The organism is Pseudomonas sp. B21-054 (genome assembly GCF_026016345.1).
In the GTDB taxonomy this organism is placed as follows: Bacteria; Pseudomonadota; Gammaproteobacteria; order Pseudomonadales; family Pseudomonadaceae; genus Aquipseudomonas.
This window is the reverse complement of the sequence record NZ_CP087204.1, coordinates 5228841-5244929: the sequence shown is the minus strand read 5'-3', so window position 1 is coordinate 5244929 and position 16089 is coordinate 5228841. Positions and strand designations below refer to the sequence as shown.

Annotated in this window: 12 protein-coding genes; 7 read left to right on the top strand and 5 right to left on the bottom strand. The window is 61.3% G+C overall.

The window, feature by feature from the left end; all coding sequences use genetic code 11:
- Nucleotides 1-328 precede the first annotated feature (328 nt).
- The gene (locus tag LOY70_RS22700) at nucleotides 329-3220 is read right to left on the bottom strand and encodes a ribonucleoside-diphosphate reductase subunit alpha (RefSeq protein WP_123346276.1); all 2892 of its coding nucleotides are present in this window, start codon (nucleotides 3218-3220) and stop codon (nucleotides 329-331) included.
- Between the two features lie 833 nt (nucleotides 3221-4053).
- Between LOY70_RS22700 and LOY70_RS22695 the strand changes: the two genes are divergently transcribed.
- On the top strand, nucleotides 4054-4776 hold the full coding sequence (locus LOY70_RS22695; RefSeq protein ID WP_123346274.1) for a response regulator: 723 nt from the start codon (nucleotides 4054-4056) through the stop codon (nucleotides 4774-4776).
- Entirely contained in the window at nucleotides 4773-6383 is a 1611-nt protein-coding gene (locus LOY70_RS22690) for an ATP-binding protein (protein ID WP_123346272.1), read from the top strand. Before LOY70_RS22695 ends, LOY70_RS22690 begins: the two co-directional genes overlap by 4 nt.
- Before the next feature lie 117 nt (nucleotides 6384-6500).
- Here the strand turns inward: LOY70_RS22690 and LOY70_RS22685 are convergent, their stop codons facing one another.
- Both LOY70_RS22685 and LOY70_RS22680 read right to left on the bottom strand, forming a co-directional pair.
- Entirely contained in the window at nucleotides 6501-7226 is a 726-nt protein-coding gene (locus LOY70_RS22685; protein ID WP_265029397.1) for a 4'-phosphopantetheinyl transferase family protein, read from the bottom strand.
- Nucleotides 7227-7488: 262 nt separating this feature from the next.
- Entirely contained in the window at nucleotides 7489-8280 is a 792-nt protein-coding gene (locus tag LOY70_RS22680) for a dienelactone hydrolase family protein (protein WP_265029396.1), read from the bottom strand.
- A gap of 143 nt (nucleotides 8281-8423) precedes the next feature.
- Between LOY70_RS22680 and LOY70_RS22675 the strand changes: the two genes are divergently transcribed.
- The 3 genes from LOY70_RS22675 (at nucleotide 8424) to LOY70_RS22665 (ending at nucleotide 11148) form a co-directional block, all read left to right on the top strand.
- The gene (locus LOY70_RS22675; protein ID WP_265029395.1) at nucleotides 8424-9023 is read left to right on the top strand and encodes a porin family protein; all 600 of its coding nucleotides are present in this window, start codon (nucleotides 8424-8426) and stop codon (nucleotides 9021-9023) included.
- A gap of 104 nt (nucleotides 9024-9127) precedes the next feature.
- Entirely contained in the window at nucleotides 9128-9805 is a 678-nt protein-coding gene (locus LOY70_RS22670; protein ID WP_025215075.1) for a response regulator, read from the top strand.
- Nucleotides 9802-11148: an ATP-binding protein gene (locus tag LOY70_RS22665; protein WP_265029394.1), complete on the top strand. Its 1347-nt coding sequence runs from the start codon at nucleotides 9802-9804 to the stop codon at nucleotides 11146-11148. Before LOY70_RS22670 ends, LOY70_RS22665 begins: the two co-directional genes overlap by 4 nt.
- A 142-nt stretch (nucleotides 11149-11290) precedes the next feature.
- On the opposite strand, the gene LOY70_RS22660 is transcribed toward LOY70_RS22665, so the two are convergent.
- Nucleotides 11291-12289, bottom strand: coding sequence for an AraC family transcriptional regulator (locus LOY70_RS22660; protein ID WP_265029393.1), 999 nt, complete (start codon nucleotides 12287-12289; stop codon nucleotides 11291-11293).
- A 332-nt stretch (nucleotides 12290-12621) separates the two neighbouring features.
- Here LOY70_RS22660 and LOY70_RS22655 point away from each other — a divergent pair, with 332 nt between their 5' ends.
- Entirely contained in the window at nucleotides 12622-13974 is a 1353-nt protein-coding gene (locus LOY70_RS22655) for a dicarboxylate/amino acid:cation symporter (protein WP_265029392.1), read from the top strand.
- 301 nt (nucleotides 13975-14275) lie between these two features.
- Nucleotides 14276-15457, top strand: coding sequence for a CaiB/BaiF CoA transferase family protein (locus tag LOY70_RS22650; protein WP_265029391.1), 1182 nt, complete (start codon nucleotides 14276-14278; stop codon nucleotides 15455-15457).
- Nucleotides 15458-15574: 117 nt separating this feature from the next.
- Here the strand turns inward: LOY70_RS22650 and LOY70_RS22645 are convergent, their stop codons facing one another.
- On the bottom strand, nucleotides 15575-16069 hold the full coding sequence (locus LOY70_RS22645; protein ID WP_025215070.1) for a SprT family zinc-dependent metalloprotease: 495 nt from the start codon (nucleotides 16067-16069) through the stop codon (nucleotides 15575-15577).
- Between the last annotated feature and the right edge of the window lie 20 nt (nucleotides 16070-16089).

Sequence of the window (16089 nt, the reverse complement as noted above, 5' to 3'; positions counted from 1 at the left end):
GCAGGAGGGGCTTTTTTGTACATGGGTGTTGTCAGTCGCCTCACCGCGAGCAGGGACATGTGCACGCAGGTCGATCGTTCCCACGCTCCCGCGTGGGAATGCCACCAGGGACGCTCCGCGTTCCGCTTCTGAAAGGTGACGCAGAGCGTCACGGGATGCATTCCCACGCAAAGCATGGGAACGATCATGTGCATGCAGGTCACAGTATGTGCGAGCTTGCTCGCGATGAGGGCTGTCCAGTTTTTCCACCCAAAAGAAAACCCCCGATAAACCAGCGGTCTATCGGGGGCTTCTTCAGCAGGCGTCTTTACACGCCCACCCACTCAGCTTATTGGCAAGCTTCGCAATCTGGCTCGTCGATCGCGCAGGCCTTTGGCACTGGCGCAGGTCCTGCTGGAGCCGCCAGGACCGAGTCGTCACCGTGGTTGCCGCCGCTGGAAACAGCGTTCAGCTTGCCGGTGTTGATGGTCGACTTCTCGGTGCTGGTGGCGGCCAGGGCACGGAGGTAGTAGGTGGTTTTCAGACCACGGTACCAGGCCATGCGGTAGGTCACGTCCAGCTTCTTGCCCGAGGCGCCGGCGATGTACAGGTTCAGCGACTGAGCCTGGTCGATCCACTTCTGGCGACGGCTGGCGGCGTCGACGATCCACTTGGTGTCCACTTCGAACGCGGTGGCGTAGAGCTCCTTGAGCTCTTGCGGGATGCGCTCGATCTGCTGCACCGAACCGTCGTAGTACTTCAGGTCGTTGATCATGACCGAGTCCCACAGGCCGCGAGCCTTGAGGTCGCGAACCAGGTACGGGTTGATCACGGTGAATTCGCCCGACAGGTTCGATTTCACATACAGGTTCTGGTAGGTCGGTTCGATCGACTGCGACACGCCAGTGATGTTGGCGATGGTGGCGGTCGGTGCGATGGCCATGATGTTGGAGTTACGGATGCCTTTCTGCACACGGGCGCGAACCGGTGCCCAGTCCAGGGATTCGTTCAGGTCAACGTCGATGTACTTCTGGCCGCGCTGGGCGATCAGGATCTGTTGCGAATCCAGCGGCAGGACGCCTTTGGACCACAGCGAACCCTGGAACGTCTCGTAGGCGCCGCGCTCGTCGGCCAGGTCGCAGGAAGCCTGGATCGCGTAGTAGCTGACCGCTTCCATGGACTTGTCGGCGAACTCGACGGCAGCATCGGAACCGTACGGGATGTGCTGCAGGTACAGCGCGTCCTGGAAGCCCATGATGCCCAGGCCGACCGGACGGTGCTTGAAGTTGGAGTTCTTCGCCTGTGGCACCGAGTAGTAGTTGATGTCGATCACGTTGTCGAGCATGCGCACGGCGGTGTTCACGGTGCGTTGCAGCTTGGCGGTGTCCAGCTTGCCGTCGGTGATGTGATTCGGCAGGTTGATCGAGCCCAGGTTGCAGACCGCGATCTCGTCCTTGTTGGTGTTCAAGGTGATCTCGGTGCACAGGTTGGAGCTGTGGACCACGCCCACGTGCTGCTGCGGGCTGCGCAGGTTGCACGGGTCCTTGAAGGTCAGCCATGGGTGGCCGGTCTCGAACAGCATCGACAGCATCTTGCGCCACAGGTCTTTGGCCTGGACGACTTTGAACAGCTTGATCTTGTTGTACTCGGTCAGGGCTTCGTAGTACTCGTAGCGCTCTTCGAAAGCCTTGCCGGTCAGGTCGTGCAGGTCTGGCACTTCGGACGGCGAGAACAGGGTCCACTTGCCGTCGTCGAAGACACGCTTCATGAACAGGTCAGGGATCCAGTTGGCGGTGTTCATGTCGTGGGTACGACGACGATCATCACCGGTGTTCTTGCGCAGCTCGATGAACTCTTCGATGTCCATGTGCCAGGTTTCCAGGTAGGCGCAGACCGCGCCTTTGCGCTTGCCGCCCTGGTTGACCGCGACCGCGGTGTCGTTGACCACTTTGAGGAACGGCACGACGCCTTGGGATTTGCCGTTGGTGCCCTTGATGTACGAGCCCAGCGCGCGAACCGGGGTCCAGTCGTTACCCAGGCCGCCGGCGAATTTCGACAGCATGGCGTTGTCGTGGATCGCGCCGTAGATGCCCGACAGGTCGTCCGGTACGGTGGTCAGGTAGCAGCTCGACAGCTGTGGACGCAGGGTACCGGCGTTGAACAGGGTCGGGGTCGACGCCATGTAGTCGAAGGACGACAACAGGTTGTAGAACTCGATGGCGCGGTCTTCGCGTTGCTTCTCTTCGATTGCCAGGCCCATGGCCACGCGCATGAAGAAAATCTGCGGCAGTTCGAAGCGGATACCGTCCTTGTGGATGAAGTAACGGTCGTACAGGGTTTGCAGGCCCAGGTAGGTGAACTGCTGGTCGCGCTCGTGGTTGATCGCCTTGCCGAGTTTTTCCAGGTCGAAGGAGGCCAGGACCGGGTTCAGCAATTCGTATTCGATACCCTTGGCGATGTAGGCCGGCAACGCCTTGGCGTACAGGTCGACCATTTCGTGGTGGGTCGCGCTCTCGGCGACTTCCAGGAAACTCAGGCCTTCGGCACGCAGGGTGTCCATCAGCAGTCGGGCGGTGACGAAGGAGTAGTTCGGCTCGCGTTCCACCAGGGTCCGCGCGGTCATCACCAGCGCCGTGTTGACGTCCTTGAGGGCGACGCCGTCATAGAGGTTCTTCAGGGTTTCGCGCTGGATCAGGTCGCCGTCGACTTCTTCCAGGCCTTCGCAGGCCTCGGTGACGATGGTGTTCAGGCGGCCCATGTCCAGCGGTGCCAGGCTGCCGTCGGCGCGGGCGATGCGGATCGACGGGTGCGCTTGAACCGGTGCGTCGGCCGGGGTGCGGATGGCGCGTTCCTTGGCGCGGGAGTCACGGTAGATCACGTAGTCGCGGGCCACTTTCTGCTCGCCGGCACGCATCAGGGCCAGTTCGACCTGGTCCTGGATTTCTTCGATGTGGATGGTGCCGCCCGAGGGCATGCGACGCTTGAAGGTCGCGGTGACCTGTTCGGTCAGGCGGGCCACGGTGTCGTGGATTCGCGACGAAGCGGCAGCGGTGCCGCCTTCAACTGCGAGAAACGCTTTGGTGATGGCGACGGTGATCTTGTCATCGGTGTAAGGAACGACAGTGCCGTTACGCTTGATCACACGCAGTTGGCCCGGCGCGGTGGCGGACAGATCCGGGCTCGAATCGGCGGCCAGCGGCGCGTTACCCTGCGGGTTCTCGCGAGTTGTGTCGGTGTGCATGGGTGTCTCCACGTTCTCTATGTTTGTTTGGGCGCCATTACGGTGCCCACCGTTCCGTCCTGAAGCACTACAACCGGCTGGAGCCGGGCATAACAACTTCGGGACAGTGGGAAGCAGGCGTTTAATACCGCTTCCATCCGAAGTTCTGGAGTGGCAGCAATAGACTGCAACACCCGTACCGTTTTGGTCGTTTTCGACCTTGAAACAGTTGCCATCCGCAGGGGCGGTCTGGGCTTTTGGAAATGCGGTATTTCAGGTGAACAGAAGCACGAAAAACGCTTGAATTCTCTGTCCAACTTGTGTTTGGTTTTTGGCCGAAAACCCTACATGTAGGGTTTTTTACGCGGCGGGCTACAAGATAATGCGTTTTGGGGGGTGATTGCAACGTACTACCTGTGGATAAGCCTGTGCGTAATTTGTGTGCGAAACGTGGAACGACGCTGTAGGCCGCGACCTAGCTGGAGCGGACCTTTTTTCATCGGTTTCGAGGATCCGAAAACTGCCAGAAGGTTTTTTGCGGCGCGGACGTTACCACACAAAATCCACCCGACCGAACGCATTTGTCCGCTTGTTTTCCAGGGGGGCGACGTTTATACAATCGGCGGGCGCACGGGCATGTTTATCCTCCTTTGATATGACAGAAAGAGGGGGGGCAATGCAGAACCACAATCTGTGGGAGCGAGCCTGCTCGCGATGACGGCGGCCTATTCAACATCGACTCTGACTGGTACACCGCTATCGCGAGCAAGCTCGCTCCCACAGGATTCGTGCCTTGTCAGTGATAGTGGCAGCATACCTTTCCTTATTAGGTTCTCAGCGTAAGAGGTCCCCCAGTGGAACAAGAAGCCTGGCAGGTATTGATCGTCGAAGATGACCAGCGTCTGGCCGAGCTGACCCGGGAATACCTCGAGAGCAACGGGCTGCGTGTCACCCTCGAGGGCAATGGCGCCGTGGCGGCGGCGCGGATCATTGCCGAGCAGCCGGATCTGGTCATTCTCGACCTGATGCTGCCTGGCGAAGATGGCCTGAGCATCTGCCGCAAGGTGCGCGAGCATTTCGACGGGCCGATCCTGATGCTCACCGCCCGCACCGACGACACCGATCAGATCCAGGGCCTGGACCTGGGCGCCGACGATTACGTCTGCAAGCCGGTTCGCCCGCGTTTGCTCCTGGCGCGCATCCAGGCCCTGCTGCGGCGCAGCGAGCCCGAATCGTCCGCGCCGCAAAAGCAGCGGCGCCTGGAGTTCGGTCCGTTGGTGGTGGACAACGCCTTGCGCGAAGCCTGGCTGCAGGGCAATGGCATCGAGCTGACCAGCGCCGAATTCGACTTGCTGTGGCTGCTGGTGGCCAATGCCGGGCGCATCCTGTCCCGGGAAGAAATCTTCACTGCCTTGCGCGGCATCGGCTATGACGGCCAGGACCGCTCCATCGACGTGCGCATCTCACGCATCCGTCCCAAAATCGGTGATGACCCGGACCATCCACGGCTGATCAAGACCATCCGCAGCAAAGGCTACCTGTTCGTTCCTGAAGCTTGTGTAGACGCCGCGCCGTGAACTCGATCTTCCTGCGCATTTATGGCGGCATGTGTGCGGCCCTGGTGCTGGTGGCGGTCCTTGGCGTGCTGGCCCTGCAGCTGCTCAACCAGACCCGCAGCGAGCAATACCGCGAGCGCCTGGCCCACGGCACGTTCTCGTTGATGGCCGACAACCTGCGGCCCATGAACGATACCGAGCGCCGGCGGGCATTAGCGGTGTGGGAGCGTCTGCTGGGCATTCCCCTGGCCTTGCAGACGTTCTCCCAGACCGACCTGGACCTCAGCCAGCGCACTCGCGTGTTGCGCGGCCAGGCGTTGGTGGAGCAGACCGGGCCCCATGCGGCGAAGGTCTATCGGCTGGTCAGCGATGGCGAACAGCTGATGCTGGCGGGGGAAGTCCAACAGATCAGCGAGCAACTGGCCCGGGCGACCATTTATCTGCTGGTCGACGAGCTGGTGCGTTATCCGGTGAATGAGCAACCCGAAAGACTTGCACAACTAAAGGAGGAAAAAGGCTTCGGTTTCGATTTGCGACTGATGACCGCCGAGCAGGCGGACATGGACGAAGACCAGCGCCGCCGGGTGTCCGAGGGCGACACGGTGATGGCGCTGGGCAAGGGCGGTGACTCGATCCGGGTGTTCGCCGGCATGGTCGGCACACCGTGGGTGCTGGAGATCGGCCCGCTGTACCAGATGAACCCCTATCCGCCGCAATGGTTGGTGCTGATCGCGGCGCTGGGGCTGAGCCTGATCGGGTTGATCGTCTACCTGTTGGTGCGCCAGTTGGAGCGACGTTTGCGTGGCCTGGAGTCGGCCGCTACGCAAATCGCCCAAGGCAGCCTGGAAACCCGGGTACCGGCCCGGGGGGCCGACTCGGTAGGGCGTCTGGCCGCGGCGTTCAACGGCATGGCCGAGCATTTGCAACAGCTGTTGGCGATCCAGCGTGAGCTGGTGCGGGCGGTGTCCCACGAATTGCGCACCCCGGTGGCGCGCCTGCGCTTCGGCCTGGAAATGCTCGGCAGTGCCTCCACACCCCAGGCCCGGGACAAATACTTGGCGGGCATGGACCACGACATCGAGGACCTGGACCGGCTGGTGGATGAAATGCTCACCTACGCGCGGCTGGAGCAGGGCTCGCCGGCCCTGAATTTCCAGCGGGTGGACCTGGATGCGCTGGTCAATCAGGTGATCGATGAGCTGGGGCCGTTGCGGGCGGGGATCACGGTCGAGCGCGGTCTATGCCTGTCGGCCGCCGACTGCGACGGTGCTTGGGTCGAGGCCGAGCCGCGATTCCTGCATCGTGCCCTGCAGAATCTGGTGGGCAATGCCATGCGTCATGCCAGTTCTCGGGTGACTGTCAGCTACCAGGTGGGTCAGTTGCGTTGTCGCGTGGATGTCGAGGATGACGGACCCGGCGTGCCGGAGGCGGCGTGGGAGCGGGTGTTCAAGCCCTTCCTGCGCCTGGACGACAGCCGTGCCCGGGCTTCGGGCGGTCATGGCTTGGGGCTGTCGATCGTGCGGCGGATCATCCACTGGCATGACGGTCGGGCATTGGTCGGCAAGAGCAAAAGCCTGGGTGGGGCTTGTTTCAGCTTGAGTTGGCCGAGGCATCAGGATAGGTCTTGAGAGGTGTAGTGCCTTTATCGCCGTCATCGCGAGCAAGCTCGCTCCCACATTTTGAATGCATTCCACCCTGTGGGAGCGAGCTTGCTCGCGATGAGGCCCTCACAAACGCCACCTTCCTCAGGCCTTGATCCCCACCAAACTCAACAACTGCCCATCCTTCACCCCAAACTGCGCCTCCAGTTCGCTGCCATGACGCCACTCGGTCGACAAGTCTGTCAGCAACCGCAGTCGCACTTGCCCACAGCGTGTCCATTCCAGTACTTCGGCGTGTTCGAAATAAAAGCGCTGCCCAACGATCGGGTACAACGCCTTGAACAGGCTTTCCTTCACTGAAAAGGTCAGGGTTACCAGCAAGGCCCGATCATCATGCGCAAGCGTTGCCATGCGCAGTAGCTCCGCAGGGGTGAGAATTTCACCGGCCAGGCGCTCGGCGCGTTCGGCGTCGAGCAGGTTTTCCAGGTCCATGCCCAGCCCTCGCCAGTGATTTTTGTTGGCGACAATGGCCGCTGCCCGGCCCGTGCTGTGGGTGATCGAGCCGCTGATGTGGGCCGGCCACACCGGGGCACGGTCCTCGCCGATGGTCGGCACGCAGGTCTGGCCGTCCAACTGGCGCAGGGCCGCCCGGGCGCAGATCCGCCCGGCGAGGAATTCAGCCTGACGCTTGGCCACCGAACGCTGGATGCTGGCCGGTGGTTCGATGGCGCTATTGGGAAAGTCATTGCCGGTCAGCAGCAGTGGATCAAAGCAGGTGCTCAACAGGACTGTATCGGACAGGGCTTCGGGCAACAGCCATTGATCATCCAGAGGCGTGCAGCAGGCGGGCAGGTCGGGGAGTGCGTTCATGTCCGGCATTTTGCCGGGTTGGCTTGAGGCTGGGTAGGGGGGCGTGCTTCATGGATAGAAGGGAGAGGGCTTTGGTGGCGAGGGAGCTTACTCCCCTTGGTCTGATGCGGATTAGCGTTGCGAACACCGTTGTGGCGAGGGGATTTATCCCCGCTGGGCTGCGAAGCAGCCCCACATTGGACACGGTTGTGCCTCAGGCCAAACGCAGGGGGGCCGCTTCGCGCCCCAACGGGGATAAATCCCCTCGCCACAGGGTTATGCGTCAGCCAAAGACTTTCTTGAAGAACTTCTGCATGTCCGCCCACGATTTTTCATCGGCAGCCTTGTTGTAGCCAATATCCGGCCCGCCATGCTCACCGTGGCTCAGGCGATCGGCGTCCGGGTTGCTGAAGCCGTGCTTGGCGTCTTTAAGGCTGACGAATTTATAGTCGGCGCCGGCTTTGTCCATTTCGCTCTTGAACGCAGCGACATTGTCCTCGGTGACCATGCTGTCCAGCGCGCCGTGCTCGACCAGGATCTTGGCCTTGACGCTGCCAGGCGTGGCCGGGGTATTGGTCACCAATGCACCGTGGAAGCTCACCACGCCGGCCAGCGGCACACCCTGGCGCGCTGCGTCCAGCACCACCTTGCCGCCGAAGCAGTAACCGATGGCGGCGATTTTGTCCGGATCGGTCTGGGGTTGTTTCTTCAACAGGTCGAGCCCGGCCTGGAACCGCGCACTGGCCGCCTTGCCGTCCTTGAGCGCCGCCTGCATGAACGCCATGGCGTCCTTGGGGTGCTCGGTGTTCTTGCCGGCGCCGTACATGTCGATGGCCAGGGCGCTGTAGCCCAGGCCGGCGAGGTCACGGGCGCGACGCTTGGCGTAATCGTTCAGCCCCCACCACTCGTGCACTACCACCACGCCCGGGCGCGGGCCTTTGACGGCGTCGTCGTAGGCGTAATAACCGATCAGTTGGGTGCCGTCGGCACTGGTGTAGGGGATTTCCTGGGTCTGGATGGCGGCGTGGCTCGTACCGCTGAGCGCCAGAAGTAAAACAGCAAGCAGCCTGCGCATGACGGATCTCCTTAAAAAGTGGTCCGCTCAGATTAGCCGATTCATTCAGCGCAGGTTCAGAGAACGTTCAAGGGGGGTTCAGGGACCGCTGGTTAACGTGGCTTCGACTTCACACATCACCCACGCTTCAAAGGAGCTCGACCATGACTTCCATGAAAAAACTGCTGTTGGCTTTCACTGTGTTGGGCGCCAGCGCCATGGCCCACGCCGACGACAACTTCGCCAGCCTGACCCTTGGCCAGACCAGCGACAAGGTCAAGAAATCCGACGCCCTGAACGACAACCTGAACCACCCGAACGCTGACGGCATCATCGGCAAGGACACCACGTATGGTGTGCGACTGGGCAAGCAAAACGAACAGGGTCGCTACTACGCTACCTATGACAACGTCTCGGGGACCCACAACGGCATCAAACTGCGCCAGGAAAACCTGCTGGGCAGCTACGATGTGTTCCTTCCGGTCACCAGCAGCACCAAACTGTTCGGCGGCGGTACGGCGGGCCTGACCAAGCTGACCCAGGACTCCCCTGGCTTCAGCCGCGACAGTGACATCGGCTACGCGGTGGGTTTGCAAGGCGGTGTCCTGCAACAAATTTCGCAAAACACCTCCGTGGAACTGGGTTACCGTTACCTGCGTAGCAACGCCAGCACCGAGATGAGCCCACCCGGTGGCGCCAAGGTCGGCTCGTTGGACCTGACCAGCAGCGCCCAGACTTACCTGTCCGCCAACTACACATTCTAAGCGGGCGAAAGTGAGGGTATCGAGCCGGATCGGCCCAAGACGATCCGGCGTCTTTCGTTGGGGTGCGCCGCACTGGATTGTTTGATTGCCTGGAGAGAGGCTCCATGAAATTACTGGTCGTCGAAGACGAAGCGCTGTTGCGTCATCACCTGCAAACCCGTCTTACCGACAGCGGCCATGTGGTACAGGCCGTGGCCAATGCCGAAGAAGCCTTGTATCAGGTTCGCGAATTCAACCATGACCTGGCGGTGATCGACCTGGGCTTGCCGGGCATCAGCGGGCTGGAATTGATCCGCCGGTTGCGCTCGCAGGACAAGACGTTTCCGATCCTGATCCTGACCGCCCGCGGCAACTGGCAGGACAAGGTCGAAGGCCTGGCCGCCGGGGCCGATGACTACGTGGTCAAGCCGTTTCAGTTCGAAGAGCTGGAGGCTCGACTGAACGCCCTGTTGCGGCGCTCCAGCGGCTTCACCCAGTCGACCATCGTGGCCGGTCCGTTGTTGCTCGACCTCAACCGCAAGCAGGCCTCCTTGGGTGACGAGCCCCTGGCGTTGACCGCCTACGAATATCGTATCCTCGAATACCTGATGCGCCATCACCAGCAAGTGGTGGCCAAAGATCGCTTGATGGAACAGCTTTACCCCGATGATGACGAGCGTGATCCCAATGTCATCGAAGTGTTGGTAGGGCGCTTGCGCCGTAAACTGGAAGCCCCGGCCGGCTTCAAACCGATCGACACCGTGCGGGGCCTGGGTTACCTGTTCAACGAGCGCTGCCAGTGATTCGTTCGCTACGGCTGCGGTTGATGCTGGCCGCCATGACCCTGGCGGTGCTGTTCATGCTGGCCTTGCTGCCGGCCATGCAAGGCGCGTTCAGCCTGGCGTTGCAGGAATCCATCGAGCAACGCCTGGCGTCGGACGTGACCACGCTGATTTCCGCCGCCCGGGTGGAAAACAATCGGTTGAAGATGCCGGCACAATTGCCCGACGAACGCTTCAACCTCGCCGATGCCCGTCTGCTGGGCTACATCTATGATCGAGAGGGCCGGTTGGTCTGGCGGTCCAAGGCTACCCAGGAAGAGAACATCAACTACACGCCGCGCTATGACGGCCAGGGCAATCAGTTCGCGCGCATCCGCGAAAACGACGGCCAGGAGTTCTTTGTCTACGACGTCGAGATCAAGCTGCTTGGTGGCCAGAATGCGGCGTTCAGTATCGTCACCCTGCAACCGGTTCGTGACTACGAAGTGACCCTGCAGGGCCTGCGGGACAATCTCTACCTGGGTTTTGGTGCTGCCCTGGCGGTGTTGCTGGCCCTGCTGTGGATCGGCCTGACCTGGGGCTTGCGGGCACTGCGGCGGCTGAGCCAGGAACTCGACGAAATCGAAAGCGGGGCCCGGGAAAGCCTCAGTACCGAGCATCCCCGGGAGCTGTTGCGCCTGACCGGTTCCCTCAATCGCTTGCTGGACAGCGAACGGGAGCAGCGCAGCCGCTATCGCGACTCCCTCGACGACTTGGCCCATAGCCTGAAAACCCCGCTGGCGGTGTTACAGGGTGTCAGCGAGGACATGGCCCGGCGCCCCGAGGACCGTGGACAGGCCTGGGTGCTGCAAGCCCAGATCGAGCGCATGAGCCAGCAGATAGGCTACCAGTTGCAGCGCGCCAGCCTGCGCAAAAGCGGGCTGGTACGCCACCAGGTGCCTTTGCGCCCGGTGCTGCAAAGTTTGTGCGACACCTTGGACAAGGTCTATCGCGATAAACAGGTCAATGTCGGTTTCGATCTTCCGGAGCACTGTCAGGTGCCGATCGAACAGGGCGCCTTGCTGGAGATGCTCGGCAACCTGCTGGAAAACGCTTATCGGCTTTGCCTGGGTGAGGTGCGGGTCAGCGTGCATCAGACCCTCGGCGGCCAGGAGTTGTGCGTCGAGGACGACGGGCCGGGCGTGCCACCGGATCAACGGGCGCGGATCCTCCAGCGTGGCGAGCGGCTGGACCGCCAGCATCCGGGGCAGGGCATTGGCCTGGCGGTGGTCAAGGACATCATCGAGAGCTATGGCGCACGGTTGACCTTGGGGGATTCAGCGCTGGGCGGGGCGGCGTTTCGGATTCATTTTCCGGTGGTTTGACTGAAGTTTTTTCGGTGGGTTTGCGGGCCTCATCGCGAGCAAGCTCGCTCCCACATTGGATTTCCAGCGCTCATAAATCCCTGTGGGAGCGAGCTTGCTCGCGATGAGGCCAGTCGCCACACCACAAAAGCCAATCAAAAAATCAGTTCTCCAGCTCCCTGTAGTCCCCTGGCGTCACCCCTGTCCACTTCTTGAACGCCCGGTGAAACGCCGACGGCTCCGAGAACCCCAGCTGCTCGGCAATCTGCTGCAACGACAAATCCGCACGCCCCAAATGGTAGATGGCGATATCCCGCCGCAACTGATCCTTGAGCTCCTGGAAGCTGGTGCCTTCCTCCCGCAGATGCCGGCGCAACGTCTGGGGACTGATGTGCAGATGGGCGGCCACGGTTTCCAGGTCGGGCCAGCGTGCGGTGTCGCGGCTGAGCAGGCGGCGCAGTTGGCTGCTCAGGCTGTGGCCATCGTCCGGTCGCGACAGCAGGTCGGCGGGGGAGCGTTCGAGGAAATGCTTGAGGGTTCGTTCGTCCTGCAGCAGCGGCATATCCAGGTAGCGACTGTGAAACAACAGGCTGCTGCTGGGGGCTTCGAATACCAGTGGACAGGGAAACAGCAGGTCGTATTCGGCGGCGTGGGCAGGCTTGGCGTAGCCGAAGGTCGCCTGTTCCAGGCCGATCCGCTGGCCGATCAGCCAACTGGCGAGACGATGCCAGACCACCAGCAGGCTTTCACTCAGGAAGTGATCCGGGTCCCACAGCGTCGAGTCGTTCAACACCAGTCGTACCCGCTCGCCGTCGGCCTCCAGGGTCAGGCTCGGGGCGTCGGGGAACAGGCTGTAGAACAACAGGCCGCGTTGAAGGGCCTTGCCCAGGGTACGGCAGTGGATCAGCGCGTGACACATCATTGCGAAGGTCCCGGGTTTGCTCGGGGCCTGGCCGAACCCCAGGTATTCGTCGTCCAGGTTTTGCCACAACGCTTGCAACAGACGGGTGAACTGCTCCGGCGCAATGCGCGCGCGCGGTTCATCCAGCAGCTCAGGGCTGACGCCCAGCTGTTGCAGCAAAGGAAAATAGTCGAACCCTTGCCGACGTGCGCCGCCCAGGGCTGCGCGGGCGAAATGGCTGGCAATCGTGCGTTGGCGCATGGCGAAAATCCGTCCGTTAAGCGGGCGATGGTAGCAGGGGCATGAAGCGGGGCAAGGCGGATATCCGCCAAATCCCGGAACAGTAGGTGGCCTGTCGGCGGAAATCCGCCACCTTACACGCCGTGTTTACCTTCATGTGAAATCAACAAACCCGTCTGCTATACCGGGTGTAGGACGTTTCGCAAAAATGGCACGTGGGTTGCACTACGTTACGTAGGTCTGCCGCGTGCAGCCGACAAAAACAAATCCCTCCAGCGCAGGAGGGTTCGCAATTGAGGTGTCGTGGATGACAGGTGGATGTCGTCACACGAGACACTTGAGGAAGGTTTGCCATGACGACTCGTCAGCCACTGTACAAATCCTTGTATTTCCAGGTGATCGTAGCCATTGCCATCGGCATTTTGCTCGGCCACTTCTACCCGCAGACCGGCGTTGCTCTCAAGCCATTCGGTGACGGGTTCATCAAACTGATCAAAATGGTCATTGCCCCGATCATCTTCTGTACCGTCGTCAGCGGTATCGGCGGCATGCAGAACATGAAGTCGGTGGGCAAGACCGGCGGCTACGCGCTGCTGTACTTCGAAATCGTTTCCACCATTGCCCTGCTGATCGGTCTGGTCGTGGTCAACGTCGTGCAACCGGGCGCCGGCATGCACATTGACGTATCGACCCTGGACACCAGCAAGATCGCCGGTTTCATCAACGCCGGTAAAGACCAGAGCATCGTCGCCTTCATCCTCAACGTGATCCCGAACACCATCGTCGGCGCGTTCGCCAACGGCGACATCCTGCAAGTGCTGATGTTCTCGGTGCTCTTCGGCTTCGCCCTGCATCGCCTGGGTGCCTACGGCAAGCCGGTGCTGGACTTCATCGATCGCTTCGCCCACGTGATGTTCATCATCATCAACATGATCATGAAGCTGGCCCCACTGGGCGCGTTCGGTGCCATGGCGTTCACCATCGGTGCCTACGGTGTCGGTTCGCTGGTGCAACTGGGTCAGTTGATGATCTGCTTCTACATCACCTGCGTCGTGTTCGTGCTGGTGGTGCTGGGCGCCATTTGCCGCGCCCACGGCTTCAGCGTCATCAAGCTGATCCGCTACATCCGTGAAGAACTGCTGATCGTGCTGGGTACTTCTTCGTCGGAATCGGCCCTGCCACGCATGCTGATCAAGATGGAGCGCCTGGGTGCCAAGAAATCTGTCGTAGGCCTGGTGATCCCGACTGGCTACTCGTTCAACCTCGACGGTACTTCGATCTATCTGACCATGGCGGCGGTGTTCATCGCTCAGGCCACCGATACCCAGATGGACCTGACTCACCAGATCACTCTGCTGCTGGTGCTGTTGCTGTCGTCCAAAGGTGCTGCTGGCGTGACCGGTAGTGGCTTCATCGTACTGGCGGCCACCCTGTCGGCCGTAGGTCACCTGCCGGTGGCCGGCCTGGCGCTGATCCTGGGTATCGACCGCTTCATGTCCGAAGCCCGCGCCCTGACCAACCTGGTGGGCAACGCTGTCGCCACCATCGTGGTTGCCAAGTGGGTCAAGGAGCTGGACGAAGACCAGCTGCAGACCGAGCTGGCTTCCGGTGGTCGCGGTATCTCCGACGTTCGTGAAGATGACGAGCAGATCGCCGCGGCGCAGATTGCAGCGGCTGAGACCTCTGCTCCAGGCACTGTGAAGTAATCTTCAGACTGCAATGAAAAACCCGCTTCGGCGGGTTTTTTTATTGAGCTGAATTATTCAGGTAAGAGTCTGTTTTTGTGGCGAGGGGATTTATCCCCGATAGGCTGCGCAGCAGCCTCCAGGATTATCAGCCCGTGCGATTTGAAGAGGGTTGCTGCGCAACCCAACGGGGATAAATCCCCTCGCCACAAGGGATCCCTGTCGGCCGTGAGCACAATCGTCATTCAAAGTGACAAGTCCAGTAATTGCCCCACCGCCAGTCCCTGCCTAGTCTTTAGCCGTCATCCTTCGGAGATCGCCCATGCAAGGTCCACTGGCATCGCTCAAGGTTCTGGACTTCTCGACCCTGCTGCCCGGCCCGTTCGCTTCGCTGTTGCTGGCGGACATGGGGGCCGAGGTGTTGCGCATCGAGTCGCCGACCCGCCCGGACCTGTTGCGGATACTGCCACCCCATGACCAGGACGTCTCGGCCAGTCATGCCTACCTCAATCGCAACAAGCGCAGCCTCGCGTTGGACCTCAAGCAGCCGGCGGCGCTGGAGGTGATCGAGCAGTTGCTGGGGGACTACGACATTCTGCTGGAACAGTTCCGTCCCGGCGTGATGGAGCGGCTGGGCCTGGGATACGAAGCCTTGAAAGCCATCAATCCGCGGCTGATTTACGTGTCGATCACCGGCTATGGCCAGACCGGCCCTTATAAGGACCGCGCCGGCCACGACATCAATTACCTGGCCCTGGCGGGGCTAGCTAGCCACACCGGCCGTGCCGACAGCGGGCCGTTGCCGCTGGGGATCCAGGCCGCGGACATTGCCGGCGGTTCGCTGCATGGGGTGATCGGGCTGTTGGCGGCGGTGATCGCCCGTCAGCAGACCGGGCAAGGCCAGCACCTGGACGTGAGCATGACCGACTGTGTGTTCAGCCTGAACGCCATGGCCGGTGCCGGTTACCTGGCCTGCGGTGTGGAGCCGGGTTGGGAAAATCAGATGCTCAACGGTGGCAGCTTCTACGACTATTACCGTACCCGGGACGGGCGCTGGATGTCGGTGGGCAGCCTGGAACCGGCTTTCATGCAGGCATTGTGCGGGACCTTGGGGCGACCGGAACTGGCGGCCCGGGGGCTGTCGCCGAAACCCGAGCAACAGCGCGAACTCAAGGAGGCCCTGCAAGCCGAGTTCGAGAAACATGATTTCGCCGAGCTTTGCAGCCTGTTTGCCGGGATCGATGCCTGTGTCGAGCCTGTGCTGAGCCTGGAAGAAGCCCTCGGGCATCCACAGTTACAGGCCAGGCAGGTGGTGACCCAAGTGCCCCGAGGCGATGGCACGAGCCAGGCGCAGATGGCCTGTCCGCTGAGGTTTTCAGCAGGGCTACCCGAACCTCGACATATTGGCGTGGGGCTGGGAGCGCATACGGATCAGGTGTTGGGGGAGTTGGGGTTTAGTGTTGAACGGATAGCTGAATTGCGCCGCAGCGGGGTGGTTTTGTAGCGTCTGTCAGGCCGCCATCGCGAGCAAGCTCGCTCCCACAGGGGGATGAGCGGCGAAGATCCAGTGTGGGAGCGAGCTTGCTCGCGATGAGGCCCTGCCAGTCCCCACAAAGCCTGACTACTCGACCCGGGTTTCCCCACTGAACACCAAGGTATTGCGACAGCTGCGGCACAAATACCGCCGCCCCTGGCGCACCAGGCTGTGGCGCTGGGCCGAGAACGGGAAGTCGCTGCCGTCGCAAGGGCATTTGTAGATGTAGCGAGTCACGCTGCGGCGTTTGATTTCGTAGGTGTGGCAGCGGTTGGGCGGCAGTTCGTACACCCCGCGCATGATCAGCTGCCACTCTTCGCCATGGGGCTGGATGCGCTCGCCAAACAGTTGATGGGCGATCAGGTGCGCGACTTCGTGGGCGACGGTCTGCTTGAGGAAATCGTCGGCGTTTTCCCGGTACAACTGGGGATTGAAGCGCAGCAGGTTTTCATGCAGGTGCGCGACACCGGCCTTCTGGCCACGCAATTTGAAGCTGACCACCGGGCGTTTGAAAGGACGTTTGAAAAAGGATTCGGCTTGTTGATAACACTCTTCGACGCGGGTATTGAGTTGCTCGAGCATGCTGTACGGATCTCCAGAAA

What these genes read in the sequence shown, in the direction of transcription:
- LOY70_RS22660 (WP_265029393.1), bottom strand. Translation starts at nt 12,289, where the DNA reads ATGCGCCAACGCACGATTGCCAGCCATTTCGCCCGCGCAGCCCTGGGC.
- LOY70_RS22645 (WP_025215070.1), bottom strand. Translation starts at nt 16,069, where the DNA reads ATGCTCGAGCAACTCAATACCCGCGTCGAAGAGTGTTATCAACAAGCC.
- LOY70_RS22685 (WP_265029397.1), bottom strand. Translation starts at nt 7,226, where the DNA reads ATGAACGCACTCCCCGACCTGCCCGCCTGCTGCACGCCTCTGGATGAT.
- LOY70_RS22700 (WP_123346276.1), bottom strand. Translation starts at nt 3,220, where the DNA reads ATGCACACCGACACAACTCGCGAGAACCCGCAGGGTAACGCGCCGCTG.
- LOY70_RS22670 (WP_025215075.1), top strand. Translation starts at nt 9,128, where the DNA reads ATGAAATTACTGGTCGTCGAAGACGAAGCGCTGTTGCGTCATCACCTG.
- LOY70_RS22655 (WP_265029392.1), top strand. Translation starts at nt 12,622, where the DNA reads ATGACGACTCGTCAGCCACTGTACAAATCCTTGTATTTCCAGGTGATC.
- LOY70_RS22650 (WP_265029391.1), top strand. Translation starts at nt 14,276, where the DNA reads ATGCAAGGTCCACTGGCATCGCTCAAGGTTCTGGACTTCTCGACCCTG.
- LOY70_RS22675 (WP_265029395.1), top strand. Translation starts at nt 8,424, where the DNA reads ATGACTTCCATGAAAAAACTGCTGTTGGCTTTCACTGTGTTGGGCGCC.
- LOY70_RS22680 (WP_265029396.1), bottom strand. Translation starts at nt 8,280, where the DNA reads ATGCGCAGGCTGCTTGCTGTTTTACTTCTGGCGCTCAGCGGTACGAGC.